Below are 26,296 nucleotides of genomic sequence, written 5' to 3'. Positions count from 1 at the left end.
TAACCGTCACGATCTTGGCGATATTTGACGCTGACAAGGCATGATGCTACAACGATGGCATAGATCTACAACATATCTAGGTCAGGACATGTGCTGACGGATAGCGATGCGATGCCTGTGAGATCCCCGGCCGTACACGTGCGGCCCCTGTCCGGGCCCGCGGAGATGCGCGCCGCGGTCGCCCTCTACCGCGAGGTCTTCCGGCTCGGCGAGACCGACCCCGCGGTCAGCCCCCGCCTGCTCATCTCCCTCGCGCACAACGGCGGCTCGGTCGTCGGCGCGTTCGACGGCGGCGAGCTCGTCGGGTTCGCCTACGGCTTCGGCGGCGTCGACCCCGCCGGCCGCGTCTACCACTACTCGCAGATGGCCGCCGTCCGCGACGACCAGCAGGGCCGCGGCGTCGGCCGCGCCCTCAAGCTCGGTCAGCGCGAGCAGGTGCTCGCCACCGGCGTCACCGCGATGCGCTGGTCGTTCGACCCGGTCCGCACCCGCAACGCGCACTTCAACCTCGACGTCCTCGGCGCCGCCGCGCGCTGGTTCGAGCCGAACCTGCTCGGCGTCGAGGACGTCGGCCGGGACCGCGGCATGCGCACCGACCGGCTCATCGTCGAATGGGACCTGACCGCCCCCCTCCCCGCCGGCCGCGACCGGGCGCCGAAGCCGCCGCCCGTCGCCTGGGGCGAGACCGCCCGCGACGGCGACGCCGTCCTGTTCGGCCTGCCCAGCGACTGGGAGGCGCACGTCGCCGCCGACCGGGACGCCTCCGTCGCGCTCCGCGAACGGGTCGCCGGCACGATGGGCCGCCTCGTCGCCGACGGCTACGCCGCGGTGTCGTGCGAGGTCTCCGCCGCCCGCGACACCGCCGTCTACCGGTTCGTCCCCGACCCGCAGGAGAAGCACTGATGCCCGCCGTCGCCGCCGTCGAGGCGTTCCGGCTGAGCTTGCCGCTCGTCCACACCTTCCAGACCAGCTCGCACCGCAAGTCGCACCTGGAGCACATCGTCGTCCGTGTGACCGACGCGGGCGGCGCGTCCGGCTGGGGCGAGATCGCCTCGCCGAGCGACCCGTACTACTGCCCCGAGACCGTCGACACCTGCTGGGTGATGCTGCGCCGCTACCTCGCGCCCGCGCTCGTCGGCACCGGATGGGACCACCCGTCCGAGGCGGGCCGCGCCTGGGCGCGGATCCGCGGCCACCACTTCGCCAAGGCCGGGCTCGACATCGCCTGCTGGGACCTGTGGACGCGCGCGTCCGGCACCCCGCTCGCCACCGCGCTCGGCGGCACCCGGCAGCGCATCGCCGCCGGCGTCAGCCTCGGCATCGAGCCGACCGTCGACGACCTGCTCGCGCAGGTGGAGCGGCACGTCGCGGACGGCTACCGGCGCATCAAGCTGAAGATCGCGCCCGGCTGGGACGTCGCGCCGACCCGCGCCGTCCGGGAGGCCCATCCGGACCTCGCCGTGCAGGTCGACGCCAACGGCGTCTACCCAGAGACGCTCGAAGCGCTCGCGACCATGCGCGAGCTGGACGACCTCGGCCTGCTGCTCATCGAGCAGCCGTTCGCGCCGGGCGCCCTCGCCGCGCACGCCCGGCTCGCCGCCACGATCGGCACGCCCGTCTGCCTGGACGAGTCGGTGGACGACCTCGACCAGCTCGACACGGCGATCGCGCTCGGCGCCGGGTCCATCCTGAACGTCAAGGTGTCGCGGATGGGCGGCCTCACGGCGGCCCGCACCGCGCACGACCGCGCCGTGGCGGCGGGCTGGAAGGTGTGGTGCGGCGGCATGCACGAGTTCGGCGTCGGCCGCGCCGCGAACGTCGCGATCGCGTCCCTGCCGGGCTTCGACCTGCCGAGCGACGTGTCCGGCTCCGACAAGTACTACGCGCACGACATCGTGACGCCGCCCATCCGCGCGAAGGACGGCATGGTCCCCGTCCCCACCTCGCCCGGCCTGGGGCACGAGGTCGACGAGGACCTGATCCGCGCCCAGGCCACCGATACCTTCCACACCTGACCCGCACCTGGCCGGGTCAGAGGAGGGCGGTGTAGGCGGCTCGGCCGGTTTCGGCGATCAGGGTGGCGGCCTCGGACTCGCTGTCGATGCCCTCCGTCATGGCCACGAGGACGATCGGCTCGCGGCCCTTCGCGAGGACGATCCCGGCGTCGTGGCAGACGGCCGCCAGCTCGCCCGTCTTGTGCGCCAGCGTCACGCCCGGCGGGAGGTGGCGGGGCAGGCGGTCGTTGAGCTGCTGGCGGGACAGCGCGTCGAGCGCGAACGCGGTGGCCCGCTCGCCGAGCAGCTCGCCCCTGACCAGGCCGGTCAGCAGGGCCGCGACGTCCGCCGGGGTCGTGACGTTCTCCTCGCCGCGCTCGCGGGCCGCCGCGTCCATCATCACGCGGGCCAGCACGGTGCCGCGCAGCCCCTTGCGGGCGCACCAGGCGTTCACCGCGTCCCTCCCGACCAGGTCGATCAGCAGGTTCGTGGCGGTGTTGTCGCTCACGATGATCATCAGGGTGAGCAGGTCGCGGACGCTGAACTCCGCCGCGTCCGCGAGGTCCTTGATGACGCCGCTGCCGGGGACGCGGGCGTCCGGCGGGGCCGGCAGCCGGTCGTCGAGGGACCGGCCGCCGGCCTCGGCCTCCGCCAGCACCGTCGCCATGATCGCGATCTTGATCACGGACGCGGACGTGAAGCGGCGCTCCGCGTTCACCTCCGCGCGCTCCCCGGTGCCGAGGTCGTGCGCGACGACGCCGAGCGTCCCGCCCAGGCGGGACGCCCGCCGCACCAGTTCGTCGAGTTCGTCGCGCACGCCGGACCTCCGGGAGCAGGGCCGCCCCGGGTCGGCCCCGGGGCGGCGTCGTCGGGACTAGAGCAGGATCGCGAACAGGACCAGGAACCCGGCCGTGTTCGCGACCATGATGGCCCAGCCGTTGAACAGCATCATCCGCAGATCGCTGGAGCGGGCGAGACCCATCTGCCCCATCATGTCCGCGGTCGGGTACGGGCCGAGCTGATCGATCTGCGCGGTGCCGAGCAGCGACACCGCCCACGCCGCCGGCGGCACGCCGAGCGACGTCACCAGCGGCCCGAACAGCTTGTTGATCAGGACGACCTGGGCGACCGCCGCGCCGGGCACCGCGTGCACGTACCCGAGCAGGACCACCAGCAGCAGGAACACGTACGGGCCGACGTCGGGCATGACGCCCTTGAGGTGATCGAAGATCGTGTCGAACGCGCCGGTCTTCTGCACCAGGGTCAGCAGCGGGTCCAGCAGCCAGAACAGCATGAACAACCAGATCAGCCGGGCCGCGCCCGCGTAGACGGCCTCCGCCGTGCCCTTCGCGCCGAGACCGCCGGCGAGGCCGGTCGCGGCGGCCGTGACCACCATGACGACCAGCGCGTACGAGTACCCGGCCTTGACCCACACGCCGTACACGGCGAGCGCGACGAGCACGCCGATGAAGGCGAGCGCCGCCCACTGGCCGCGCTTGTTCGGCGCGGCGTCCGCGTCGTCGTCGTCCTTCGCGGCGTCCTCGGGCGCGTACTCCTGGTCGGTGTGCTTCTGGATCCAGCGGGCCATGAAGAACCCGGTCACGATCGTGATCGCGCCGACCGGCAGGCCCGCGTGCAGCAGGTAGTCGCCGTACGACAGCCTCGCCGCGGCGGTGATCGTCACGACCGGCGGGGTGAACGGGCCGAGCATCAGCCCGGCCGCGCCCGCCGCGTGGAACATCGCCGCGACGGCCGGGGGCCGCCAGCCCATCCGCGCCGCGATCGGGATGACGATCGGCGCGATGATCGCGTTGCCGCCCGCGAGGGTGCCGAGCGCACCCACGATGACCAGCGACGACACCATGACGCCGAGCTGGACGCGGGTGGGGGTGCTGAGCCCGATGCGGCCCATCACCGTCCGGACGAGGGTCTGCGCGGCGCCGGTCTCCTGCGCGACGTGGCCGAGGCCGGCGCCGAGCAGGATGATCAGGCCGATCACCGCGACCAGCGAGCCCATGGAGGTGGCGAGCTGCTCGCCGAGCGGGACGGGCGCGGTCCTGGTCATGATCGCGGCGACGATGACGGCGCCGATGGTGGCCAGCACGACGTCCACGCCGAGCAGGGCCAGCACCGCGTACATGATGATGGGGACGAGGCCCCAGATGCCGGCCTTGCCGCCTGCGACGGCCAGCACGATGCCCGCGACGACGCAGACCGCGAAGCAGGCCACCGAGGTGAGCTGCCTGCGGTCCAGCCGTCCGCCGAGCGAGATGGCGCTGCTCAATCGCGCTCCTGTTCAACGGGGATCCGGGGGGATCCGGTAACGACGTGCTCAGCCGGCACGGCGCAGCACGCGTCCGGGACGCGCGCCGGTGGCCGTGCCGTCGCGCAGCACGGAGACGCCGCGCACGAGCACGTGCCGCACACCCGTGGCGAGCCGCCACGGGTCTGCGAAGTCGGAGGTGTCGGTGACCGCGTCGGCGTCGAACACCGCGATGTCGGCGACGCGGCCGGCGCGGATCTCGCCGCGGTCGGCGAGCCCGAGCCGGGCGGCCGGGAGGGAGGTCATCTTCCGGACGGCCTCGGGCAGCGTGAGCAGCCCGTCCTCCCGCACGTAGCGGCCGAGGACGCGGGCGAACGTGCCGAAGCTGCGCGGGTGCGGGCGGCCCTCGCCGGCCGGGGCGAGGGTCCAGCCGTCGCTGGCGACGCTGACGAGCGGGTGCGCGAGGACGGCCGACACGTCGTCGGCGGACATGGCGTGGTTGACGATCGAGACGGTCGCGTTGTGCGCGGCCAGCAGCTCGAGCGCCGCCTCCGCCGGGTCCATGCCGGTCTCAGCGCCGATGTCGGCGAGGCTGCGGCCGGTGAACCGGGAGTAGGGGCCGTCCGGCATCTCGGCGACGACGACTCCGGCGGGGTCGATGTCGCGGCCGAAGCGGGCGCGCAGCTCGGTCGCGATGCGCGTCCGGGTGGAGCGTTCCATCAGGCGTTCGAGCAGCCGCGCGGCGCCGCCGTCCATCGCCCAGCCCGGCAGCCGGGACGTCAGCGTCGTGGACGACGCGGTGTAGGGGTACACGTCGGCGGTGACGTCCACCCCCTCGGCGCGGGCCGACTCGATCTTCGCGAGCGCCTCGTGGACGGTCCCGTGGTTGGCTGGGCCCATCGCCTTCAGGTGCGAGATCTCCAGCCGCGCCCCCGACCGGCGCGCCGCGTCCAGCGCCTCGTCGACCGCCGCGAGCAGCTCGTTGCTCTCGTTGCGCATGTGCGTGGAGTAGAGGAGCCCGTGCCGCGCGGCCTCGGCGGCGAGCGCGGCGACCTCGCCGGGCGGCGCGTACGACCCGGGCGCGTAGATCAGCCCGGTGGAGAAGCCGAACGCGCCCTGCTCGGCGGCGGCCGCCAGCAGCGACCGCATCGCCGCCAGCTCGTCCTCGGTGGCGGGCCGCTCGTCCGGGCCCATCACGAGGGTGCGCAGCGCCTGGTGCCCGACCTGCGTCGCCAGGTTGATCGCGGGCCGGTCCGCGTCGACGGCGCGGGCGTAGCCGTCGAGGTCGGTCCACTGGAAGTCGACGCCGGACGCCAGGAACCCGGCGGCGCCGCGCAGCTCCTCCGCCGCGGCGACCGGGAACGGCGAGAACCCGCAGTTGCCGCCGAGCAGCGTCGTCACGCCCTGGTGGACGGCCGTGTCGGCGGACGGGTGCTCCTGGACGGTGAAGTCCGCGTGCGAGTGCAGGTCGATGAAGCCCGGCGCGACCACCAGGCCGGCGGCGTCCAGCTCCGGGCCCTCGTGCGTCTTGCCGGGCGGGACGACGTCCTGGATCCGGCCCTCGCGCACCACCACGTCGGCGCGCCGCGCCGGCGCGCCGGTGCCGTCCAGCACCTGGCCGCCGGTGATGACGACGTCGTCGGTCTCGTACGCCGGGTGTCTCATCGGTGCGCGCCCCTCATTCGTCGGAGTAGATCGCCAGCGCGTGGGCGAGCCCCTCGCGCCGGGCCAGCCGCCGCCGCGCGCCCTTCGCGCTGGCCGCGGTGAGCGTGGCCAGCGCGTGCACGACGGCGGAGATCGCGGTCGGGGAGTCGGCGAACGACGCGCTGCCGGTGCCGACCACCACGGTGGTGTGCGCCGCGGCGGCGAGGGGGCTGCCGGCGTCGTCGGTGATGGCCACGACGTGCCCGCCGGCGGCGGCGAACTCGCGCGCCACGACGATGGTGGGGCGGGCGTACCGGCGGAACGAGAACGCGATGAGCACGTCGGTCGGCCGCACGTCGCTGAGCACGTCGATGGCCCGGACGGCGGCCTCGTCGATCAGGGTGACGCCGGCGAGGCTGGCCGACAGCTCCAGGTGCAGGAGGGTGGCGTGCGCGCGGCTCTTGGCGCTGCCGAGGACGAACCGGCGCCGGGCCGCGACGACCCGTCCGGCGGCCTGCTCCAGCGTCCCGTCGGCCTGGAGCGCGGCCATGGTGCGCGCGAGGTTGGCGCGGTCGGCCTCGATGACGGCGTTCAGCAGCACCGACGCCGAGGACTGCCGCCGCAGGCGCGCGCCGTAGCGGGCGTCCGGGCTGGTCAGCCGGCGGTTCTCGGCGGCCGCCTCGGCCTGGCGGTCCGCTGCCGGAGGCCGGGGGGACTCCTCGCTCACAGGCCTCTCCCGTCCGTGGATACGTAACCTATGTTGCCGCGCCCCGTTTCTAGCAGTATGGCGCAGCGCACGTCAATGATGCTGCTCATCCAAATCTATGCAGGTCATCCCGCGGAGGCCAAACCGCCGCCGCCTGATGGCGATATGGAACGTATCTGGGCGATTCCGGGAGATCGCGGCGGCCCGGTCCGCTAGCGGCGCTAGAACTTCGCGCCCCTCTCTTCGTGATCTGTGGGCGTGGCGCGCCGCGCGCGAACCTTGGGGTTTCCTGGAGAAGTTGACGAAATTAGTGGCGTTTCTTCCTACTAGGTCTAGCCTGTCGGGATGATCCCGCCATTAGGTGTTTCCACCCCAACGGCGCGCCTCACATGGCTGGACGTGCTGCGGGGGTGGGCGGCACTGGTGGTGGCCCTGCACCACGCGAGCTACGTGTACCTGCCCGACGTGCGGATCGCGCTGCAGGGCTGGTTCGACCCCGGCACCTACGGGGTCCTCGTGTTCTTCCTGGTCAGCGGCTACATCGTGCCCGCGTCGCTGGAGCGGCGGGAGAGCGTGCGCGGGTTCTGGATCGGCCGGTTCTTCCGCATCTACCCGCTGCTCGCCGTGGCGTGCCTGCTCGCGATCCTGCCGTTCCTGCTGGGCGTCCGGGGCCTGCGCGCCGGCCTGGAGCAGTACCACCCGGTGACGGCGGTCCTCGCGCACGTCACGATGATGCAGGACCTCCTCGCCGTCCCGAACGCGATGAACGTGCTGTGGACGCTGTCCTACGAGATGGCCTTCTACCTGCTGGTCGTGGCGCTGTTCGTGGTCGGCGCGCACCGCCGGTCGGCGCCGGTCTCCGTCGGGCTGGCGGCGGCGGCGCTGGTGGTCGGCGGGCTGGTGCCGACCTGGCTGCTGTCGGGGCTGCTGTCCCGGACGGCCGGCGTCGGCGTCGTCGTCGCGGCGTGCTTCACCGCGCTGGTGGCGGCGATCGCGGCGGCGGTGTCGGGACGCGCGGGGGCGCGGATCGCGGGCGGGCTCCTCGGCGGGCTGCTCGCGGCCGTCCTGGTGCTGCTGAACGGCCGGGTCGGCGCCTGGCAGGGCCTGGCGATGATGGCGCTGATGTTCGCGGGGACCGCCGTGTACCGCGCCGAGCACGGGCAGATCCCGGCCCGGTCCGGCATCGCCGCCGCCGTCCTGGTGCCGGCCGGCTCGCTCGTCGCGGGCGTCTGGAACATGCACGGCTACTGGCACGCCCAGCTCGTCTGGGCCGGGACGGTCCTCACCGCGGCGGCGACGTTCGCGGCGGGCTGGCTGCTGCGGCACCGCCGGTTCCCGCGCTGGGCGACGGGCCTCGGCACCGCGAGCTTCTCGATCTACCTGCTGCATCCGCTGCTGCTGATGGTCGCCGCCCAGTTCCTCGGCACGTCCGGGCCCGCGAACGTGCCGGGCCTGCTGGTCTTCGTCGTCGTGCTGCTGGCCGCCGGCTGGGCGTCGCAGCGCTGGATCGAGGCGCCCGCGCAGCGGCTCGGCCGCCGCCTCGCGCGCCGCGCCCCGTCCACGGCCGCCGAGCCCCCGGTCCTGGCGGCCTCCTCCTGAGACCGCGATTCGCCCGGGGCCGGGTCGCAGGCCCGATGGGGCGGCGGTACAAGTGATCGGTGCGCGGCGGAGAGAGTGCGAGAGGTACGCAGCCGTGGGGCGCGATGGTCATGGCCACGGGCATCGTCGCAGTGGGGCTGGATCTCGCCGGGTTCCCGTGGGCGACGCGCGTGCTGCTCGCGGTCACGGCGGCGCTGTGGACCGTGATGGCGGTGACGTTCGGCCTGCGGCTGCGCGGTGACCGGGAGGGGCGGCGCGCGGCGAGGCGCGAGCCGGTCTCCCTGACCACCGTCGCGGGCAGCGGGGTGCTCGGCGTCGGCCTCCTGCTGTTCCGGCACGAGATGGCGGCGGAGGCACTGCTCGCGCTCATGGCGGTCGCGTGGCTGCTCGCGGGCGCGCTGTCCATCTCGGCGCTGGCCTGCGCGAAGCTCGCCGCGGCGGCCGGCGCGCCCGCGCCGCCGCCGCTGGAAGCGCTGATGCTCGTGATCCTGGCGGCGGCGTTCGCCTGGTACCTGCTGCTGGCCTGCGCGGAGGCCGCCCGGCCCCGGACGGGCTACGACGGGCGCCGCTGGTCGACGGTCTTCCCCCTCGGCATGACGGCGGCGGCCGCGATGACGGCCGGGACGGTGTCCGGCCTACACTGGCTGGACGTCCTCGGGCGCGTGCTGCTGTGGCCGGCGCTCGCCGCCTGGTCGGTCGTCGCGGTCGGGGCCGTCCGCCATGCCGCGGCCTCCCGCACCTCCGCCTGAGTCCGCACCGCTTGAGTCAGCACCGCCTGGGTCAGCGCCGGGTGCGGGGCAGGAACGCGACCAGCGCGGTGCCCGCCGCCGTGATGACCGCCGCGATCAGGAACGCGGTCGCGTAGCCGTCCGCGAGGTCGGAGCCCGACCGGGCCGCCGCGGTCGCGAGGATCGTCAGGCCGATCGCGCCGCCGATCGTCCGCGAGGTGTTGACGACGCCCGCGACGGCGCCCGCCTCCGCCCGGTCCGCCCCGGCCGTCGACGCCTCCACCAGCGGCGTCATCAGCAGGCCGAACCCGGTCGCCATCACGATGCCGGGGCCGAGGATCGACCCGGCGAACGTCCCGCCCGCGTCCAGGACGGCGCTCTGCCACGCGAACCCGGCGGCGGCCATCAGCCCGCCCCCGGCGGCGAGGAGCCGGGCGTCCATCCGGGCCATCAGCGTCGGCGCGAGCTTCGAGCCGAGGATGATGCCGGCGGTGTGCGGCAGGAACGACACCCCGGTCCGGACGGCGCTGTAGTGCAGGACGTTCTGCATGTAGAGCGACAGGAAGTACCAGAGCGCGAACCCCGCCATCGTGCTGACGAGGGTGGCGAGGTTGCCGACCGCGACGCTGCGCAGCCGGAACAGCCGGAGCTGGACGAGCGGCTGCGCCGTCCGCGCCTCGACGGCGACGAACAGCGCCAGCAGGACGAGCCCGGCGAGCAGCGGGACGAGCGAGTCCGCCGACGTCCAGCCGTGGTGCTCGGTCCGCCCGATGCCGAAGGCGAGCAGGCCGACGCCGCCGGTGACGAGCACCGCGCCGGGCACGTCGAGGCGCTGCCGGGCGGCGGCCGCGCCCTCCTCCCGCAGCCACCGCGCCGCGACCACCGCGACGGCGGCGCCGATCGGCACGTTGATCAGCAGCACCCAGCGCCAGCTGAGGTAGTCGGTGAGCAGCCCGCCGACGAGCCCGCCGGTCGCGCCGCCGGCGGTGCCGACGGCCGTCCACATCGCGATCGCCTTCGTCCGCGCCGGTCCCTCCGGGAACGTCCCGGTGATCAGCGACAGCGTGACGGGCGCGAGGATCGCGGCGCCGAGGCCCTGGACGGCGCGGGCGCCGATGAGCATCCCGGCGTCCTGCGCGAGCCCGCCCGCGAGGCTGGCCGCGGTGAACAGCCCGAGGCCGGTGATGAACACCCGCTTGCGGCCGAACAGGTCGGCGGCGCGCCCGCCCAGCAGCAGGAACCCGGCGAACGCCAGCGAGTAGGCGTTGACGACCCATTGCAGGCTCGTGGCGCCGAGCCCGAGCCCGGCGCGCATGCCGGGCAGGGCGACGTTGACGACGGAGATGTCGAGGACGACGAGGAACTGGCCGATGGACGCGGCGAGCAGCGCGGCCCACGGCGGGGTCCCGCCCGCCCGCCGGTCCGCCGCCTGGACGGCGCCGCCTTCGTGGATCGTGGTCATGGATCTCATGCTGGCGGCGGGCCGCCCGCCGCGCGTCGGCCGCCGGACCCAATCCGCCGGGTCCGATCGTCCTAGGACCCGGCGGATCGGGTCAGTGCGCGGGCCGGTGGCGGACGCCCACGGCGGCGATGACGGCGCCCGCCACGCACAGCACCCCGGTGACCAGCGCCGCCACATGGACGCCGTTCATGAACGCCTGCCCGCTCGCCTCCACGACGGCCGCCCTGACCTGCGCGGGCATGGCACCGGACGTCGGCGCGACGCCCATCGCCACCGCGTCCCGGGCGCCCGCGAGACCGCCCGCCACGGGCGCGGGCACGCCCGCGGACGCCAGCTCGCCGGCATAGGTCGCGCCGACGCGCGCGCTGATCAGCGACACCAGCACGGACGTGCCGAGCGCGCCGCCGATCTGCAGCACGGTCGCCTGCAGGCCGCCCGCGACACCGCCGTCCCGGACCGGGGCGTTCCCGACGATCGCGGCGGACGACGCTGACAGCACCATCCCGGCGCCGAGTCCGAGCGCGACGAACGGCGGCCACATCACGGCGAACGCGGAATCCGCGTCCCAGGCCAGCATCACGAAGCAGGCCGCGGCCTGCAGCGCCATGCCGAGCGGCATCGTGAACCGCGGCCCGAACCGCTCGGTGAGCGCGGCGCCGAGCGGTGACGCCACGACCGAGGCGAGGCTGAGCGGCAGCGTCCGCACGCCCGCCTCGACCGGCGAGAACCCCTGGACGTTCTGCAGGTACAGCATCACGAAGAAGATCACGCCGAGCAGCACGAAGAAGTTCAGCGCGGTGATGACCGCGCCGACCGTCAGGGCCGGGCTGCGGAACAGCCGCATCGGCAGCAGCGGGTGCGCGACCCGGGTCTCGACCCAGCCGAAGAGCAGCAGGACCGCGATGCCCGCGCCGATCGCGCCGAGCGTCCCCGCCGACGACCAGCCCCACGTCTCGCCCTTGACGACGCCGAACACCACGGCGAGCAGGCCGAGCGCGAGCAGCACGACGCCCGGCAGGTCGAAGCGCTCCTTCGCGGCGCCGTCCTGCCTGCTCTGCGGCAGGACGAGCGCGCTGACCGCCAGCGCGACGATCCCGATCGGCGCGTTGATGTAGAAGACGGACTCCCAGCCGACGTGCTCGACGAGCAGCCCGCCGACGATCGGGCCGAGCGCGGTCGACACCGTCGACACCATCGCCCAGATGCCGACCGCCATCCCGAACTTGCGCGGCGGGAACACGGCGCGCAGCGACGCGATGGTGTTCGGCATCAGCAGGGCGCCGAACAGGCCCTGCAGGGCGCGGAAGACGAGGACGCCCTCGATGGATCCGGCGAGCCCGATCGCGACGGACGCCGCGACGAACCCGGCGACGCCCGCCAGGTAGAACGTGCGCCGCCCGAAGCGGTCGCCGAGCTTGCCGCCGAGGATCAGCGCCGCGGCGAGGGCGAGCAGGTAGGAGTTGGTGACCCACTGCAGGTCGGCGGTGGACGCGTGCAGGTCGCGGCCGATCTCGGGGTTCGCGATCGACACGACGGACGCGTCGAGACCGACCATGAACAGGCCGAACGCGACGGCGATCAGGGTGAGCCACGGGTTGGCCCGCAGGGCCCCGCGCTTCCCGTGCACGGGCCGCGAGCGCGGCCCGGCGGATTCCACGGACGTGGACGACATGAAGAAGACCTCTGTTCTCGCAGGACATGACGGCGGCCCGGCACGGCACGGCACGGCGCGACACGGCGCGAAGGGCGTGACGTGGGGCGGCTCGGGCGGCTGCCGGGTGATGGTGACGAGGTGGGGCGCCGCGCGCGGCCGGCCGGACGTCCTGTCCGGCCGGCGCGGTCAGCGGGGGCGCCGGGAAGGCGTCAGGAGTTGAGGGCGCCCAGGGCCGAGCCGAGGGCGTCCTTCGCGCCGTCGCTCAGGGCGCGCGGAGCCGCCGCGCCGCGCGTGCCCTCGACGGGCCCGGGCGCGGACGTGCGGGTCGTCCACCTGCGCGTCGGCATGGCGCTCAGCCGACCCCGCCGGCCGGGACTTCGGTGCCCGGGACTTCGGTGCCAGGGGCTTCGGTGCCCGGAGCTTCGGCGGCCGGGGCTTCGGCGGCCGGGGCTTCGGGTTCGACGTGCTCGGGGGACGACGGAAGTTCGGCGGCGGCGCGTTCGAAGGCGTCCGCGAGGAGGGTGAGGGCTTCGACGACCCGCTCGCGGTCGGCGCCGAGGCCCGCGACCAGCCGGGACTCGATGCCGACCTGGCGCGGGAACAGGGCGTCGACCGCGGCGCCGCCCGCCTCGGTGATGGAGACGAGGGAGGCGCGGCGGTCGGCGGGGCTGGGGACGCGCTCGATGAAGCCGCGCCTCTCCAGCTTCGCGAGCGCCTTGCTGACGCCGGCCCGGGACATGTGCCGGTGCTCGGCGATGCGGCGGGCGATGACGGGCTGCTCCATGTGCCGCAGCGGGATGAGGAGGTCGAGCTCGGGCGCGGTCAGCGGCGCGTCGTCGTAGAGGGGCTCGATGGCGGTCTCCAGCTGGGCGCCGATCCGCTTGACGAGCTCGGCGATCTGCATCGCGGAGGCGTCCATGTCGGGGAAGCGGGCGGTCCACTGTCGGCGGACCTCCGGCGGCCGGGGCAGCATCCGCGCACCTCCCTTTTGTCAACCAGCGAACTACTCGTTACCGTTTCGCCCATGGTATCCAATCCCCCGGACCAGGGCACGGCGGAGCACGCGACCGGCCGTCCCCACCCCGCGGGCAGGGCGCGCGCGGGCGTCCTCCTCCTCGTCCTGGGCTCGCTTACCGCGGTGGCGCCGCTCGCCATCGACATGTACGTGCCGGGCTTCCCCGAGATGGGCTCCGCGCTGCACACCAGCGGCTCCGCCGTCCAGCTGACGATGACGGCGTTCCTCGCCGGCCTGGTCGCGGGCCAGATCGTGATCGGGCCGGTCAGCGACGGCCTCGGCCGGCGCCCGCTGCTGATCGGCGGCGCCATCGGCTTCATCGCGTGCTCGGCCTGCTGCGCCCTCGCGCCGTCCGTCGGGGTGCTGATCGCGGCCCGGTTCCTGCAGGGCGTGGCGGCGGCCGCCGGGATGGTGCTGGCCCGCGCCGTGATCACCGACCGGTTCCACGGCCCCGACATCCCCCGCTACTTCGCGCTGCTGTCGCAGATCCTCGGCGTGGCGCCGGTCGCCGCGCCCGTCCTCGGCGGCGCGATCCTGTCGGTGTCGACGTGGCGGGCCGTGTTCGCCGCGCTGTGCGTGGTCGGCGCGCTGCTGCTGGCCGGCGTCCTGGCGAAGGTGCCGGAGTCGCTGCCGCCGGAGCGCCGCCACGCCGGCGGCCTCGCCGGGACGTTCCGCGCGATGGGACGGCTCGCCCGCGACCGCCCGTTCATGGGGAACGTGCTGGTGCTCGGCCTGGCGTCGGCGGCGCTGTTCACCTACATCAGCGGCTCCAGCTTCGTCTTCGAGCGGATCCACGGCGTCTCCGCCGGCGTCTACTCGCTGATCTTCGCGGTCAACGCCGCCGGGATCCTGACGGCCGGCACCGCGTTCGGCCGGCTCGCCCGCCGGGTGCGCCTCAACACGCTGCTGACCTGCGCGCTGTCGGTGTCGTCCGCGGGCGCGCTGGCGCAGGTGCTCGCCGTCGCGGTCATCGGGGAGAGCTTCGCCGCCACCTGGATCACGCTGTTCGTGACGGTGTGGGGCGTCGGGATGCTCGTCCCCGCGACGATGAGCCTCGCGCAGAACCTCGGACGCGCCGCCCCCGGCGCCGCGTCCGCGCTGCTCGGTGGCCTGCAGTTCGGCTTCGGCGCGCTGGCCGCGCCGCTCGTCGGGCTGTTCGGCGAGTCGAGCTCGGCGCCGATGGCGGTGATCATGCTCGTGGCGCTCATGCTCGCCCTGCTCGCCCTGGCCGTCCTCGTCCGCCCCCGGCGGGGCCACGGCGAGATCGGCGCTCGCTGACGAGCCGCACGCGGCGGTGCCAGACGAGCAGCGCCACCGCGGCGAGGCCGATGGCGTAGGCGAGGGCGTGCAGGACGAGCGGCAGCGCCGCCGGGGACGGCCGCGTCACGTCGGTGAACCGCAGCAGCGCGTAGAACGGCAGGTAGTCGCCCAGCGAGCCCGGTGCGGTCGGGGCGATGCCCGCGAACCCGATCAGCAGCAGCGTGGCCTCCAGCTCGTGCGGGACGAGCACCGCGATCGCCCAGCCGAGCATCACCGACACCAGGCCGCCGAGGACGAGCCCGAGGAACAGGTCGCGCAGCCGGTCCGGGCGCGAGCAGGCGACGATGAGGACGCCGAACGCGGCGGCGACCGCCAGCGCCACGCCGAGCAGCACGGCGAGCCGGCCGATCGCGAGGTCGACGGGCCGGTACCCGGCCTGGACGAGGCGCGGGTCGGCCCGCCGGGCGCCCAGCACGGCGAACAGCGCCGCGGCGCCGCTCGTCCAGCCCATGGCGAGCGCCCCCGCGCCGATCGCCCAGGGCCGGCCGGACGCCAGCTCCGCGAGGTACCAGGTGGCGGGCAGCGCGAACAGCAGCGCCAGCGCGGGCCAGCGGCCCGCGAGGTCGCGCGCCTGCATCTCCGCCGGGAGCAGCCACCGGTTCACGCCGCCACCTCGATCACCCGGTCGGCCCGCCACAGCTCGGCGAGCATGTGCGTCACGACGACGACGGCCTTCCCGTCGTCGCGCCAGGTCCCCGCCAGCTCCCAGAACCCCGCGTAGGAGCCGTGGTCGAGGCCCTGGTACGGCTCGTCCAGCAGCAGGACCCCGGGGTCGCCGAGCAGGCTCAGCACGAGGTTGAGCTTCTGCCGGCCCCCGCCGGACAGCCGCCTCGCCGGGACGCGGGACCGCCCGGCGAACCCGAGGGCCTCCAGCAGCCGCGTCCCGGTGCTCAGCGACCGCTCCCGGTCCCAGCCGGCCGCGCCGCCGAACAGGACGAGGTGGTCGCGGGCGCTCAGCCGTTCCAGCAGCACCGGCTCCTGCGGGCAGTACCCGACCCGCCCGGACCGGACGACGCGTCCGGTGTCCGGGCGCAGCAGCCCGGCGCAGACGCGCAGCAGGGTGGTCTTGCCGGCACCGTTCTCGCCGACGACCGCGACGATCTCGCCGGACCGGGCGGACAGGTCCGCCCCGTCCAGCACCACCCGGCGGCCGAAGCGCTTGCCGATGCCGGACGCCGCGAGCACCGGGCCCGAGTCCGCGCGCGCGGGGCCGGGCGCCGCGGGCGCCGGCCCGGAGGTCACGCCGCCGCCCTCGCCCCGCGCGCCGACCAGAGCGCGCCGGCACCGCTGAGGCCGAGGACCATCCCGGCCCCGACCGTGACGTACACCCAGGCGGGCGCGCCGATGAAGTACGTCGGCACGTCGAGAACGGCCGCCGAGGCGAGCCGGGTGCCGATCGCGAGCGGCACGCCGCCGCGCCGCCCGCGCAGGGCGAGCAGGACGCCGGCGAGCGTGCCGAGGCCGAGCACCGCGCTCAGGATCCCGACGAACGCGGGCGGCGCGTCCGACTCGCCGAGCGCGATGACGCCGTCGGCGTTGAACGCCGCGGACAGGGCGCACAGCGTGAGCCCGGTGGTGGTGCGGTTCATGACGGTTCCCTTTCGTGCCGGATCGGGACGCGGGACCGGGGGCCGGGGGCAGAGGACCGTCCCACGGTGGCCACCCGCTTTCCCCCGTTCTCCATGGAGACGACGCTAGGAATCGGGCACGCTACGGACATCTGTGGAACCACTCATCGGGGTACTCAATGACGACGTTCGTCGGGCGCGAGCGCGAGATGGCCTTCCTGTCCGGGCGGCTCACCGAGGCGCTGGCCGGTGACGGCGGCGCGGTGCTCGTCGAAGGCGACGCGGGCGCGGGCAAGACCGCCCTCGCGCACGCCCTGGTGCGCCGCGCCCGCGCGGACGGCGTCCGCACCGCCTGGGGCGCGTGCCTCGAAGGCGAGGGCGCCGCGCCCTACCGGCCCTGGACGCAGGTCTTCCGCGCCCTCGGCCTCCCTTCCCCCGACCTGGCGGGCGGCAGCAGGACCCGGCTGTTCGACGAGGTCGCCGGGCAGGTCCGCGACGCCGCCGGGCCGGGGCTGCTGCTGGTCCTGGACGACCTGCACTGGGCCGACCCGTCCTCGCTGTCGCTGCTGCAGGTCGTGGCCGCCGAGGCGCCGGACGTGCGGCTGCTGCTCGTCGGCCTGTACCGCGGTCCGGAGGCTCCGGCGGCGCTGCGGCCCGTCCTGCGCGGGCGCGCCTGCTCCCCCATGGTCCTCGGCGGCCTGACGCCGGGCGAGACCGGACGGCTGGCGGCGGACGAGCTCGGCCACGAGCTCGCCGACCGCGACCTCGCCGGCCTGCGCGAACGCTCCGGCGGCAACCCCCTGTTCGTGCTGGAGCTGCTGCGGCTCCGCAAGGCGACCGGCGACACCGCCGGCCTGCCGAGCGGCGTCCGCGACGTGATCGAGCAGCGCGCCGGGCAGCTCGGCCCGGCCGCCGCGGCGGCGGTGCGGCGCGCCGCCGTCCTCGGCCGCGAGTTCACCCTGCCGGTGTTCACCGCGGTCACCGGCGAGCCGCCCGAGGCGCTCGACGAGGCGGTCGCGGCGGGACTCGTCCGCGTGGACCCCGCCGGGACGGCCCGGTTCTCGCACGCCCTCGTCCAGGAGGCGCTCTACTCCGGGCTCGGCACGGCCGAGCGGGAACGGCTGCACGCCCTGGCCGCCGAGGCCGTCCGGGCGGACGGCACCGCCGAGGCGCTCGCCTACCACCTGCGCGAGGCCGGCGACGCCGACCGGGCTTTGGAGGCGACCCTCGAAGCCGCCCGGCAGGCCGTCTCGCGGCTCGCGCACGAGCACGCCGCCGCGCAGTACCGCGCGGCGCTCGCCCTGCCCGGCGCCGCCGCCGTCCGCGCCGGGCTGCTGGTGGAGCTGGCGCGCTGCGAGTTCCGCAGCGGCGAGGTGGAGGAGGGCTGGCGGCACTGCCGCGAGGCCGCCGACCTCGGCCGTGCGACCGGCGACGCGCGGGTCGTCGCCGACGCCGCGACGGTGCCGCGCGACCTCGCGTTCTCCCCGCTGACCCCGCTGGTCCACGCGCTGTGCCGGGACGCGCTGGCGCTGCTCGACGGCGCCGACCCCGTCCGGGAGACGCGGCTGCTCGCCCAGCTCGCGGTCACCGCCGACCCGTGGGCGAGCACCGCCGCCGGCTCCGGTCCGGCGCTCGGCGAGCGGGCGCTGGCGGCGGCGGAGAGCACCGGCGACCCCGACGTGCTGCTGCTGGCCCTGCAGGCCCGGCAGACCGAGCTGGCCAACGGGCGCCACGTCCAGGACCGGCTGGCGCTGGGCGAGCGCGCCGCGCTCCTCGGCCGGACGCTGCCGGAGGCCGCGCTCTGGGGGCACACCTGGCGGATGGACGGGTTCGCCGAGCTGGGACGCCGCGTCGACTTCGACGCGGAGCTCGCCGCGTTCACCGGGCACGTCGAACGGTCCGGCGAGCCGCTGTGGCGGTGGCGGCTGCTCCTGCTCCGGGCCGCCGTCGCGCTCGTCGAGGGCCGCTTCGCCGACGGGCGCGCCCTCGCTGCGGACGCCCTCGCGCTCGGCCGGCGCTGCCGGCACGGCGGCGCCGAGCACCTCGACCTGGTCTTCGCCGCGCACGCCGCGATGCTCACCGGCGAGGGCCTCGCCGAGGTGGAGCCGCTGGTCCGCCGGCTCAGCGAGCACGGCCCGTTCTTCGCCCGGTCCTGGCTCGCGGTCGTGCTCGCCCACCTCGGGCGGCGGGACGAGGCCGCCATGATCTGGCGGAGCGTCGCCCCGCACCTGGACCGGGTGCCCGCGCCCGCCGCCGAATGGCTGATCATCTCGGCGGGGCACGCGGAGCTGCTGAGCCTGCTCGGCGAGACGGCCGGGGCGCCCGCCGTCTACGCGACGCTGCTGCCGTTCGCGGGCCGCCAGTCGGTCGGCCCCGCGCACACGCCGTGGGGCGGGCCCGTCAGCCTGCACCTCGGACGGCTCGCCCTGCTCATGGAGGACACCGGGGCCGCCGGCGCCCACCTCACCGCCGCCCTGGCGGAGAGCGGGGCGCTCGGCTCGCCGCCGTACCAGGCCATGACCCACCTGGAGCTGGCCCGCCTGTGCGCGCTGCGCCGGGGCCCCGGCGACGTCCGGGCCGCGGCGACGCACCGGGAGACGGCCCGCGACCTGGCCGAACGCCTCGGCATGGCGCCGCTCGCGGAGCAGGCCCGCGCGCTCGCCTCCGCCGGTGGGCCGGGCCCGCTGTCGTCCCGGGAGCTGCAGGTCGCCGCGCTGATCGCCGAAGGGCTCAGCAACCGCCAGATCGCCGGCCGCCTGCACCTGTCCGAGCGGACCGTGGAGAACCACATCTCACACATCCTCGACAAGCTCGGCGTCGGCAACCGCACCCTCATCGCGTCCTGGCACCGGCGGACCGGGGCATGACCGGCCAGCCGTGAGCGGTCAGTACGGCACGCCGATCTTCCGCCACCGCCGGCCGCCCGTCCCCGGCTCGGGCGGCGGGCCCGCGCGCCGGTCCCGGTAGACGACGTAGGGCCGCCACAGGTACCACAGCGGGTAGCTCCAGGCGTGGACGAGCCGGCTGAACGGCCACACCGCGAAGATCATCCAAGCGGCGGTGGCGTGTACCTGGTACATCACCGGTGCGTCGCCGATCGCCCGGTGGTCCGGGTCGCCGGCGAACAGGCTGCGGAACCACACCGACACGGTCGTCCGGTAGTCGTAGCCGCTCCCGAACTCCTGCACGCCGAGCGTCAGGTAGATGCCGAGCAGGCTGATGACGCCGAGCAGCACCAGCGCGAGGTAGTCGACGGCGCTCGTGGTCGCGCGGACGCGCGGCACCCCCATCCGGCGGAAGACCAGGATGCCCGCGCCGACCAGCACCCCGATCGCCGCGACGGACCCGGCGATGCCGGAGAACAGGGTGTACGCCCGTTCCGGGACGCCGAGCCACTCGGTGAACGACCGCGGGACCAGGATGCCGATGACGTGCCCGGCGATCGCCGCGAACGCCGAATAGTGGAACAGCGGCGCGCCCCACTTCAGCAGCCGGCGCTCCTGCAGCTGCGTCGACCGGCTCGTCCAGCCGAACTGGTCGTAGCGCCAGCGCCAGATGTGCCCGACGACGAACACGACCATCGCCGCGTAGGGCAGGATCACCCACCACCACAACTCGAAGCCGCTCACCGCCGTGCCCCCGTTCCGCTTCCGTCGAGGTATCCGGGCGGGGCGAACGGCTCCAGCCCCACCTCCTCCTCCGGTGGTCCCTTCTCCCAGGCCCGGCCGACCAGCGCCAGGTCCCGGCGGCCCAGCTTCGGCAGCCGCGCGCACACGGCCGCCACCACGTCCGCGTAGGGGGTCCCCGCGTCGGCGAGCGCGCGGCGCAGCAGCTCCAGGTCGGCGCGGTGCCCGCGCAGCAGCCTCTCCCCGCGCGGGGTGAGCGCCGCGAAGTCCAGGACGAGCGGCAGGTAGTCGGGCAGCTCGTCCTCCGACGGCTCGAACCCGGCCGCGCGGTACGCGGCCTTGAAGGTGAGCATCGCCATCCCGCGCTTGCGGGTGTCGCCGTACCGGTAGTACGTGAGGTACAGCGCGCAGCGGCGGCGCAGGTCGAACGTCTCGACGTAGTGCTGCGCGACCTCGGTCGGCGGGGTGGCGCGCAGCCAGCGCAGGAAGCGGGCGAAGCCGTCGCGGCTCGCGCGCGGCGCGGTCGCCGCCGCGGCGGCGTCGAGGTGGCCGAGCCCGTCGAACAGCGCGAGGGTCGGGTACTGCAGCAACACGGAGGCGAGCTTGTACGGGCCGACCCCGCCGCCGGCCCTGCTGTCGACCCCGCCGCCGGCCCGGGCGCGGCTCACGGCTCGCCCGCCTCGGGGAAGAGGTGCGGGGCGTCGCCGCGGCCGTTCCAGCCGAGCAGGTTGAAGTGCGTGCGGCCGTCGCCGGCGCGGAACGTGCTCCCGCCGCCGGAGGCGTTCGCGGACCTGCCCGGATGGAAGCTCTCGAAGCTCGGCGGGCCGTCCCCGCCCATGCCGGGGCCGCCCTCGCCGTCCAGGCTGCAGAACAGCTGCTCGTGCTGGGCCATCAGCCGGCCCGCGTCCTCCGCGTGCGCCTTCGGGACGACGTAGCGGTCCTCGTACTTGCCGATGGCGAGCAGCCGGTACAGGTCGTCGAGGTCGTCGGGGGTCGCGCCGACCGACGCGGGCAGGTCCTCGTCCAGGTCGAGGCCGAGCTGCCCCGCCCGCATGACGGCCCGGACCGCGGCCAGCTTCCGGAGCACGTCCCGGACCGTCTCCGCCTTCCCGGCGGTGAACAGGTTCGCCAGGTATTCGATGGGAATCCGCAGGTCGTCGATGGTGGCGAACACCTTGTCGGGGTCGCCGTGGTCGTAGCCGCCGGCGTGCGCGACGTCCGCGACCGGGGACAGCGGCGGGATGTACCAGACCATCGGCAGCGTCCGGTACTCCGGATGCAGCGGCAGCGCCACCCGGTGCCGGACGGCGAGCGCGTACACCGGCGACCGCCGCGCCGCGTCCACCCAGTCCGCCGGGATGCCCGCCCTCGCGGCCTCCGCCCGCACCTCCGGGTCGGACGGGTCGAGGAACACCGACAGCTGCGCCTCGTAAAGGTCCTGCTCATCGGGGGTCGCGGCGGCCTCGGTCACCCTGTCGGCGTCGTACAGGAACAGCCCGAGGTAGCGGAGGCGGCCCACGCACGTCTCCGAGCAGATCGTCGGCTGCCCCTCCTCGATGCGCGGGAAGCACAGCGTGCACTTCTCCGCCTTGCCGGTGCGGTGGTTGAAGTACACCTTCTTGTACGGGCAGCCCGACACGCAGAACCGCCAGCCCCGGCAGCGGTCCTGGTCGACCAGCACGATCCCGTCCTCGGACCGCTTGTACATCGCGCCGGACGGGCACGACGCGACGCACGACGGGTTCAGGCAGTGCTCGCAGATCCGCGGCAGGTAGAACATGAACACCTGCTCGAACTCCATCTTGACCCGGTCCTCCAGGCCCGCGAGGTTCGGGTCGGACGGCGCGGTCTCGGGCGCGCCCGCCAGGTCGTCGTCCCAGTTGCTGCCCCAGCGCGGGTCCATGTCCCGGCCGGTCAGCGCCGAGACCGAGTGGACGCTCGGGTTCCGCGTGCCGAGCGGCGCGTTCACCACCGTCTGGTAGTCGTAGGTCCACGGGTCGCCGTAGTCGTCGATCGACGGCAGGTTCGGGTTGTAGAAGATCGACAGCAACTTCAGCAGCCGCCCGCCCGCCTTCAACTGGAGGCGTCCCCTGCGGTCGAGCTTCCAGCCGCCGTTCCACCGGTCCTGGTCCTCGTACCGCTTCGGGTACCCGACGCCCGGCTTCGTCTCGACGTTGTTGAAGTACACGTACTCGGTGCCCGGACGGTTCGTCCACGTCTGCTTGCACGTCACCGAGCAGGTGTGGCAGCCGATGCACTTGTCGAGGTTCATCACCATCGCGACCTGCGCCATCGGCCTCATCAGAACCGCACCTCCTGGGACCGCTTGCGGATCACCGCGATCTCGTCGCGCTGGTTGCCGGTCGGGCCGTGGTAGTTGAACGCGTAGCTGAGCTGCGCGTAGCCGCCGATCATGTGGGTCGGCTTGATCACCAGGCGGGTCAGCGAGTTGTCGGAGCCGCCGTGCCAGCCGGAGATCTCCGACCGCGGCGTCATCAGGTGCCGGTCCTTGGCGTGGTACATGAAGACGGTGCCGCGCGGCATCCGGTGGGTGACCACGGCCCGGCAGGCCACCACCCCGTTGCGGTTGTACGCCTCGATCCAGTCGTTGTCCTTCACGTCGATCCGGGCGGCGTCCTGCGGGCTCATCCAGATCGTCGGGCCGCCGCGGAACAGCCGCAGCATGTGCAGGTTGTCCGCGTACTCCGAATGGATCGACCACTTCGAATGCGGCGTGAGGTACCGGACGGTGACCTCGGGACGCCCCTCCTCGCGCGCCCCCAGCTCCCCGGCGAAGTGGCGGACGTGGTTCAGCGGCGGGCGGTAGGCCGGCAGCGCCTCGCCGTACTCATGGATCCAGTCGTGGTCGAGGAAGAAGTGCATCCGGCCCGTCAGCGTGTGCCAGGGCCGTTTCCGCTCGACGTTCACCGTGAACGGCGAGTACCTGCGCCCGCCCGACTCGCTGCCGCTCCACTCCGGGCTGGTGATCACGGCGCGCGGCTGCGTCACGGTGTCGCCGAACGAGATGTGCTCCCCGGCCCGCTCCCCGGCGAGGTCCGCCAGCGGCATCCCGGTGCGTTTCTCCAGGTCCTTCCACGCCTGGACGGCGACGCGCCCGTTCGTCGTCCCGGACAGCGCGAGGATCGCCTCGGCCAGGTACACGTCACGGGACAGCGCGGGACGGCCGTCCGCCACCCCGCCGCGGACCGTGCCGTTGGACCTCCGCAGGTACTCGACGGCGTCCTCCGGCACCCACGTCATGCCCTTCACGGACGTGCCGAGCGAGTCGACCAGCGGGCCGAGCGCCGCCATCTTCTCCGCGACCGCCGTGAAGTCGCGCTCGATCGTCACCAGCTTCGGCATCGTCACGCCCGGGACGGGCGCGCACTCGCCCGCCTTCCAGTCCAGGACCCGGCCGCCCGGCTGCGCCAGCTCGTCCGGGGTGTCGTGCATCAACGGCACCGGCAGCACGTCGGTGCGGGTGCCGAGATGGTCTTTCGCGAGGCGGGAGAAGTCCTCGGCGATCAGCCGGAACGCGTCGAAGTCGGTGCGGGTCTCCCACGGCGGCGCGATCGCCGGATTGAACGAATGCACGAACGGATGCATGTCCGTGCTCGACAGGTCGTGCTTCTCGTACCAGGTCGCCGCCGGCAGCACGACGTCCGCGTAGGTACACGAACTCGTCATCCGGAAATCGATCGTGGTCAGCAGGTCGAGCTTGCCGCGCGGCGCCTCGTCCCGCCACGCCACCTCCGCCGGGCGCAGCTCCGGCGGCGACTCCTCCGCGCGGACGGCGTCGTCCGTCCCCAGCAGGTGCCGCATGAAGTACTCCATGCCCTTGCCCGACGAGCCCAGGACGTTCGCCCGCCAGATCGTCATCACCCGCGGCCAGTTCTCCGGCGCGTCCGGATCCTCGCCCGCGAACCGCAGCCGCCCCGCCTTCAACTCGTCCACGACGTGATCGGCCACCGGACGTCCCGCCGCCCTGGCCTCGTCGGCGAGATCGAGCGGGTTGCGGTCGAACCCGGGATGGCTCGGCGTCCAACCCAGGCGGGACGCCTGCGCGAGGCAGTCCGCGAACGTTCTGTTCCGGAACAGGCCCCGGCCGAGCGGCGTCGCCAACTCGCTGGGGCCGAACGTCTCGTACCGCCACTGATCGGTGTGCAGGTAGAAGAACGACGTGCCCGTCATGTGCCGGGTCGGACGCTGCCAGTCCAGCGCGAACGCCGTCTGCTGCCAGCCCGTCAGCGGACGCACCTTCTCCTGCCCGACGTAGTGCGCCCAGCCGCCGCCGTTCACACCCTGGCAGCCGCACAGCATCACCAGCGTCAGGAACGTCCGGTAGATCTCGTCGGAGTGGTACCAGTGGTTCGTCCCGCCGCCCATGCAGATCATCGACCGGCCGCGCGACACCTCCGCGTTCCGGGCGAACTCCCGCGCCACCCTGACCGCCGCCCCGGCCGGAACCGTGGTGATCTCCTCCTGCCAGGCGGGCGTGCCCGGCTGGGACGCGTCGCCGTAGCCATCCGGCCACTCCCCCGGCAGGCCGTCGCGGCGCACCGCGTACTGCGCCATCAGCAGATCGAGGACCGTCGTCACCAGCCGCCCGCCGACCCGCGCCACCGGCACCCCGCGCCGCACCACCGCGCCGCCCTCCGTCTCGCCGACGTCGAAACGCGGCAGATCGACCGGCCGCGTCTCCTCGTGCCGGCCGTACAGGGTGAGCAGCGGGTCGACGCCACCGAGATCGAGATTCCACCGGCCCATCCCCGACTCGGTGAAGCGGAACCCCAGCGACCCGTTCGGCGCCACCGGCTCACCTGTGGTCGAGTCCAGCAGCACCGGCTTGTGCGTCGCGCCCTCCCCCTCGTCGCCCAACTCGGCCGCCGTCAGGAACCGTCCCGGGACCACCGCGTCGCCGCGCTCCTCCAACGTCACCAGGAACGGCAGATCTGTGTAGGACTTGGTGTACTCCGCGAAATACGGCACCTGCCGGTCGCGGAAGAACTCGGTCAGCACCACATGGCCCATCGCCATTCCGAGCGCCCCGTCCGTGCCCGGCGCCGCCGCCAGCCAGTCGTCGGCGAACTTCGTGTGGTCGGAGAAGTCCGGCGACACCACCACGACCTTCTGACCCCGGTACCGCGCCTCCGTCATGAAATGCGCGTCCGGCGTCCTCGTGATCGGCAGATTCGTGCCCCAGACGATCAGATACGACGAATTCCACCAGTCGCCCGACTCCGGGACGTCCGTCTGGTCCCCGAACACCTGCGGCGACGCGATCGGCAGATCCGCGTACCAGTCGTAGAACGACAGGATCGTCCCGCCGATCATCGACAGGAAACGGGTGCCCGCCGCGTACGACACCATCGACATCGCCGGGATCGGCGAGAAGCCGACCACCCGGTCCGGGCCGTACTCCTTCACCGTGTGGACGTGCGCGGCCGCGATCAGCTCCGTGACCTCCGCCCACGTCGACCGCACGAACCCGCCCTTGCCGCGCGCCCCCTTGTAGAGCGCCGACCGCGCCGGATCGCCCGTGATCTCCGCCCACGCCGCCACCGGATCCCCGAGCCGCCGCCTGGTCTCCCGCCACATCTCCAACAGCGGCCCGCGCACGTACGGATACCGGACGCGCGACGGCGAATACGTGTACCAGGAGAACGACGCGCCGCGCGGGCAGCCCCGCGGCTCGTACTCCGGAGAGTCCGGGCCGACCGACGGATAATCGGTCTGCTGCGTCTCCCACGTGATGATGCCGTCCTTGACGTACACCTTCCACGAGCACGATCCCGTGCAATTCACGCCATGAGTCGAACGGACCTCCCGGTCGTGACGCCACCGCTCCCGATAGAATTCTTCGGCGTTCCGTCCGCCGCGCCGATGCAGCCGCCGATAATCGCCGGACGGTTTCCCCGGGACGAAGAACTGCGCCTGGCGCAGCACCTTCTCGATCGGCTCACCACCGGCCAGCAACGGCGCCATCGTGCCGCTGTGTGGGGCCGCACTGGTCTTTGTCACGCTGGTCTTTGTCGCGCGGGTCTTTGGGGTCGCACTGCTCTGCGGGTTCGTGTCGTCCGACCCCAGCGGCCCGGTTGCCGATGCCATGCGTTCCCCTCGTCCCCCGAGACCGATGCCGCAGCCGCACGCCACCCACACCCCAGACGCGCGCATACGGCCGGGTAGCTACCCGGCTCGAGAACGCTCAACCAACCCGCCTACAGCCGACGAAACCGCAGGCAAGAGCGCACACAGGCAAGAGCCCAGGCAGGCAAGACAGCACATGGCGCGAGAGGTCGCGTGCAGGAGACGGAGGCTCGGGCGAACGGCGCTCGAAGTGAGGGAAACGCTTCGTGAAGTTGCTGCCCCCAAGGTGAGGGAGGTACGGGGCGGGGTTGTGGCGTCAGGACGACGTCGGCGTGAGCTCGCTTGGCCCGAGAACGACTGGCCGATGAGGCGGCGTACGGAGGCGCGCGCGGAGGGGCGTACGGATGGGCAGGGCGCGAAAGTCTTGAAGAAGATGCGAGAAGGGCATAAGGAGGGCTCGTTTATCGAAGAAAGGGTGTTCGGGTGGTGGGGTGGCGCTTGCGTACGGGGCCGCCCCTCCAAAGTCAAGGGCGCCTTCGGCGTCGCTACGCGATGGACTTCGTCCACCCTTGACTTTGGAGCCTCTGCGGCCCCTAGGCAGGTGATGGGGGCAGGCTCCGCCTGCCCCGC

The 26,296-nt window shown here is 73.9% G+C and carries 21 protein-coding genes; 6 read left to right on the top strand and 15 right to left on the bottom strand.

Annotated features, from left to right (window positions below):
* Positions 1-111: 111 nt before the first annotated feature.
* Together F9B16_RS04015 and menC are read left to right on the top strand one after the other, a co-directional pair.
* Positions 112-903 (top strand): GNAT family N-acetyltransferase, encoded by a 792-nt coding sequence (locus F9B16_RS04015; protein WP_151538445.1) that lies wholly within the window; start codon positions 112-114, stop codon positions 901-903.
* Positions 903-2,015 carry an o-succinylbenzoate synthase gene (gene menC, locus F9B16_RS04010; protein WP_151538444.1) on the top strand — a complete coding sequence of 371 codons (1,113 nt, stop codon included), beginning with the start codon at positions 903-905 and terminating at the stop codon, positions 2,013-2,015. The genes F9B16_RS04015 and menC overlap by 1 nt, the downstream gene beginning before the upstream one ends.
* A gap of 16 nt (positions 2,016-2,031) precedes the next feature.
* Here menC and F9B16_RS04005 read toward each other — a convergent pair whose 3' ends face one another.
* Genes F9B16_RS04005 through F9B16_RS03990 form a run of 4 tightly spaced genes read right to left on the bottom strand, consistent with a single transcriptional unit; the run spans position 2,032 to position 6,628 of the window.
* A complete protein-coding gene (locus F9B16_RS04005; RefSeq protein ID WP_151538443.1) occupies positions 2,032-2,811 on the bottom strand; it encodes a serine hydrolase in 780 nt (259 codons plus the stop codon).
* A 57-nt stretch (positions 2,812-2,868) separates the two neighbouring features.
* A complete protein-coding gene (locus tag F9B16_RS04000; RefSeq protein WP_225991333.1) occupies positions 2,869-4,278 on the bottom strand; it encodes an SLC13 family permease in 1,410 nt (469 codons plus the stop codon).
* Positions 4,279-4,326: 48 nt separating this feature from the next.
* Complete coding sequence (locus F9B16_RS03995) at positions 4,327-5,922, bottom strand: N-acyl-D-amino-acid deacylase family protein (RefSeq protein ID WP_151538442.1); 1,596 nt, start codon at positions 5,920-5,922, stop codon at positions 4,327-4,329.
* Positions 5,923-5,935: 13 nt separating this feature from the next.
* Positions 5,936-6,628 (bottom strand): MurR/RpiR family transcriptional regulator, encoded by a 693-nt coding sequence (locus tag F9B16_RS03990; protein ID WP_192808614.1) that lies wholly within the window; start codon positions 6,626-6,628, stop codon positions 5,936-5,938.
* Positions 6,629-6,952: 324 nt separating this feature from the next.
* Here F9B16_RS03990 and F9B16_RS03985 point away from each other — a divergent pair, with 324 nt between their 5' ends.
* Positions 6,953-8,206: an acyltransferase family protein gene (locus F9B16_RS03985; RefSeq protein ID WP_225991332.1), complete on the top strand. Its 1,254-nt coding sequence runs from the start codon at positions 6,953-6,955 to the stop codon at positions 8,204-8,206.
* Positions 8,207-8,316: 110 nt separating this feature from the next.
* Positions 8,317-8,955 (top strand): SLAC1 family transporter, encoded by a 639-nt coding sequence (locus tag F9B16_RS03980; protein ID WP_225991331.1) that lies wholly within the window; start codon positions 8,317-8,319, stop codon positions 8,953-8,955.
* Between the two features lie 31 nt (positions 8,956-8,986).
* On the opposite strand, the gene F9B16_RS03975 is transcribed toward F9B16_RS03980, so the two are convergent.
* The 4 genes from F9B16_RS03975 to F9B16_RS03965 all read right to left on the bottom strand — a co-directional run bounded on the left by F9B16_RS03975 (position 8,987) and on the right by F9B16_RS03965 (position 13,023).
* A complete protein-coding gene (locus tag F9B16_RS03975; RefSeq protein ID WP_151538440.1) occupies positions 8,987-10,396 on the bottom strand; it encodes an MFS transporter in 1,410 nt (469 codons plus the stop codon).
* A 91-nt stretch (positions 10,397-10,487) separates the two neighbouring features.
* Positions 10,488-12,068 (bottom strand): MFS transporter, encoded by a 1,581-nt coding sequence (locus F9B16_RS03970; RefSeq protein ID WP_151538439.1) that lies wholly within the window; start codon positions 12,066-12,068, stop codon positions 10,488-10,490.
* Between the two features lie 191 nt (positions 12,069-12,259).
* The gene (locus F9B16_RS50675; RefSeq protein ID WP_192808613.1) at positions 12,260-12,397 is read right to left on the bottom strand and encodes a hypothetical protein; all 138 of its coding nucleotides are present in this window, start codon (positions 12,395-12,397) and stop codon (positions 12,260-12,262) included.
* A 5-nt stretch (positions 12,398-12,402) separates the two neighbouring features.
* Positions 12,403-13,023, bottom strand: a complete 621-nt coding sequence (locus tag F9B16_RS03965; protein ID WP_151538438.1) for a MarR family winged helix-turn-helix transcriptional regulator — start codon at positions 13,021-13,023, stop codon at positions 12,403-12,405.
* Positions 13,024-13,074: 51 nt separating this feature from the next.
* Between F9B16_RS03965 and F9B16_RS03960 the strand changes: the two genes are divergently transcribed.
* A complete protein-coding gene (locus F9B16_RS03960) occupies positions 13,075-14,343 on the top strand; it encodes a multidrug effflux MFS transporter (protein WP_151538437.1) in 1,269 nt (422 codons plus the stop codon).
* Here the strand turns inward: F9B16_RS03960 and F9B16_RS03955 are convergent.
* From F9B16_RS03955 to F9B16_RS03945, 3 genes are read right to left on the bottom strand one after another with little or no spacing between them, the layout of a single operon-like run.
* Positions 14,270-14,989: a hypothetical protein gene (locus F9B16_RS03955; RefSeq protein ID WP_151538436.1), complete on the bottom strand. Its 720-nt coding sequence runs from the start codon at positions 14,987-14,989 to the stop codon at positions 14,270-14,272. The genes F9B16_RS03960 and F9B16_RS03955 overlap by 74 nt on opposite strands.
* Positions 14,986-15,627 carry an ABC transporter ATP-binding protein gene (locus F9B16_RS03950; protein WP_151538435.1) on the bottom strand — a complete coding sequence of 214 codons (642 nt, stop codon included), beginning with the start codon at positions 15,625-15,627 and terminating at the stop codon, positions 14,986-14,988. Before F9B16_RS03950 ends, F9B16_RS03955 begins: the two co-directional genes overlap by 4 nt.
* A complete protein-coding gene (locus F9B16_RS03945; protein WP_151538434.1) occupies positions 15,624-15,974 on the bottom strand; it encodes a hypothetical protein in 351 nt (116 codons plus the stop codon). Before F9B16_RS03945 ends, F9B16_RS03950 begins: the two co-directional genes overlap by 4 nt.
* Positions 15,975-16,132: 158 nt before the next feature.
* Between F9B16_RS03945 and F9B16_RS03940 the strand changes: the two genes are divergently transcribed.
* Positions 16,133-18,820, top strand: a complete 2,688-nt coding sequence (locus F9B16_RS03940; protein ID WP_151538433.1) for an ATP-binding protein — start codon at positions 16,133-16,135, stop codon at positions 18,818-18,820.
* 18 nt (positions 18,821-18,838) lie between these two features.
* On the opposite strand, the gene narI is transcribed toward F9B16_RS03940, so the two are convergent.
* The 4 genes from narI to F9B16_RS03920 are packed head-to-tail and all read right to left on the bottom strand — an operon-like array spanning position 18,839 to position 25,564.
* Positions 18,839-19,582, bottom strand: coding sequence for a respiratory nitrate reductase subunit gamma (gene narI / locus F9B16_RS03935; RefSeq protein ID WP_151538432.1), 744 nt, complete (start codon positions 19,580-19,582; stop codon positions 18,839-18,841).
* Positions 19,579-20,247, bottom strand: a complete 669-nt coding sequence (gene narJ / locus F9B16_RS03930; protein WP_151538431.1) for a nitrate reductase molybdenum cofactor assembly chaperone — start codon at positions 20,245-20,247, stop codon at positions 19,579-19,581. Before narJ ends, narI begins: the two co-directional genes overlap by 4 nt.
* Positions 20,244-21,881, bottom strand: a complete 1,638-nt coding sequence (gene narH, locus F9B16_RS03925) for a nitrate reductase subunit beta (RefSeq protein WP_151538430.1) — start codon at positions 21,879-21,881, stop codon at positions 20,244-20,246. Before narH ends, narJ begins: the two co-directional genes overlap by 4 nt.
* Entirely contained in the window at positions 21,881-25,564 is a 3,684-nt protein-coding gene (locus tag F9B16_RS03920; RefSeq protein ID WP_151538429.1) for a nitrate reductase subunit alpha, read from the bottom strand. Before F9B16_RS03920 ends, narH begins: the two co-directional genes overlap by 1 nt.
* Positions 25,565-26,296 lie beyond the last annotated feature (732 nt).

This window comes from Actinomadura montaniterrae (assembly GCF_008923365.1).
GTDB classification, from domain to species: domain Bacteria; phylum Actinomycetota; class Actinomycetes; order Streptosporangiales; family Streptosporangiaceae; genus Spirillospora; species Spirillospora montaniterrae.
Note: the sequence above shows the minus strand (reverse complement) of the source record. Positions and strands in the feature narration are given on the sequence as shown.

Coding starts and splice junctions, on each gene's coding strand:
- F9B16_RS04015 (WP_151538445.1), top strand. CDS start 112: ATGCCTGTGAGATCCCCGGCCGTACACGTGCGGCCCCTGTCCGGGCCC.
- menC (WP_151538444.1), top strand. CDS start 903: ATGCCCGCCGTCGCCGCCGTCGAGGCGTTCCGGCTGAGCTTGCCGCTC.
- F9B16_RS03995 (WP_151538442.1), bottom strand. CDS start 5,922: ATGAGACACCCGGCGTACGAGACCGACGACGTCGTCATCACCGGCGGC.
- F9B16_RS03985 (WP_225991332.1), top strand. CDS start 6,953: ATGATCCCGCCATTAGGTGTTTCCACCCCAACGGCGCGCCTCACATGG.
- F9B16_RS03980 (WP_225991331.1), top strand. CDS start 8,317: ATGGCCACGGGCATCGTCGCAGTGGGGCTGGATCTCGCCGGGTTCCCG.
- F9B16_RS03975 (WP_151538440.1), bottom strand. CDS start 10,396: ATGACCACGATCCACGAAGGCGGCGCCGTCCAGGCGGCGGACCGGCGG.
- F9B16_RS03970 (WP_151538439.1), bottom strand. CDS start 12,068: ATGTCGTCCACGTCCGTGGAATCCGCCGGGCCGCGCTCGCGGCCCGTG.
- F9B16_RS50675 (WP_192808613.1), bottom strand. CDS start 12,397: ATGCCGACGCGCAGGTGGACGACCCGCACGTCCGCGCCCGGGCCCGTC.
- F9B16_RS03965 (WP_151538438.1), bottom strand. CDS start 13,023: ATGCTGCCCCGGCCGCCGGAGGTCCGCCGACAGTGGACCGCCCGCTTC.
- F9B16_RS03960 (WP_151538437.1), top strand. CDS start 13,075: ATGGTATCCAATCCCCCGGACCAGGGCACGGCGGAGCACGCGACCGGC.
- F9B16_RS03945 (WP_151538434.1), bottom strand. CDS start 15,974: ATGAACCGCACCACCACCGGGCTCACGCTGTGCGCCCTGTCCGCGGCG.
- F9B16_RS03940 (WP_151538433.1), top strand. CDS start 16,133: ATGACGACGTTCGTCGGGCGCGAGCGCGAGATGGCCTTCCTGTCCGGG.
- narH (WP_151538430.1), bottom strand. CDS start 21,881: ATGAGGCCGATGGCGCAGGTCGCGATGGTGATGAACCTCGACAAGTGC.
- F9B16_RS03920 (WP_151538429.1), bottom strand. CDS start 25,564: ATGGCGCCGTTGCTGGCCGGTGGTGAGCCGATCGAGAAGGTGCTGCGC.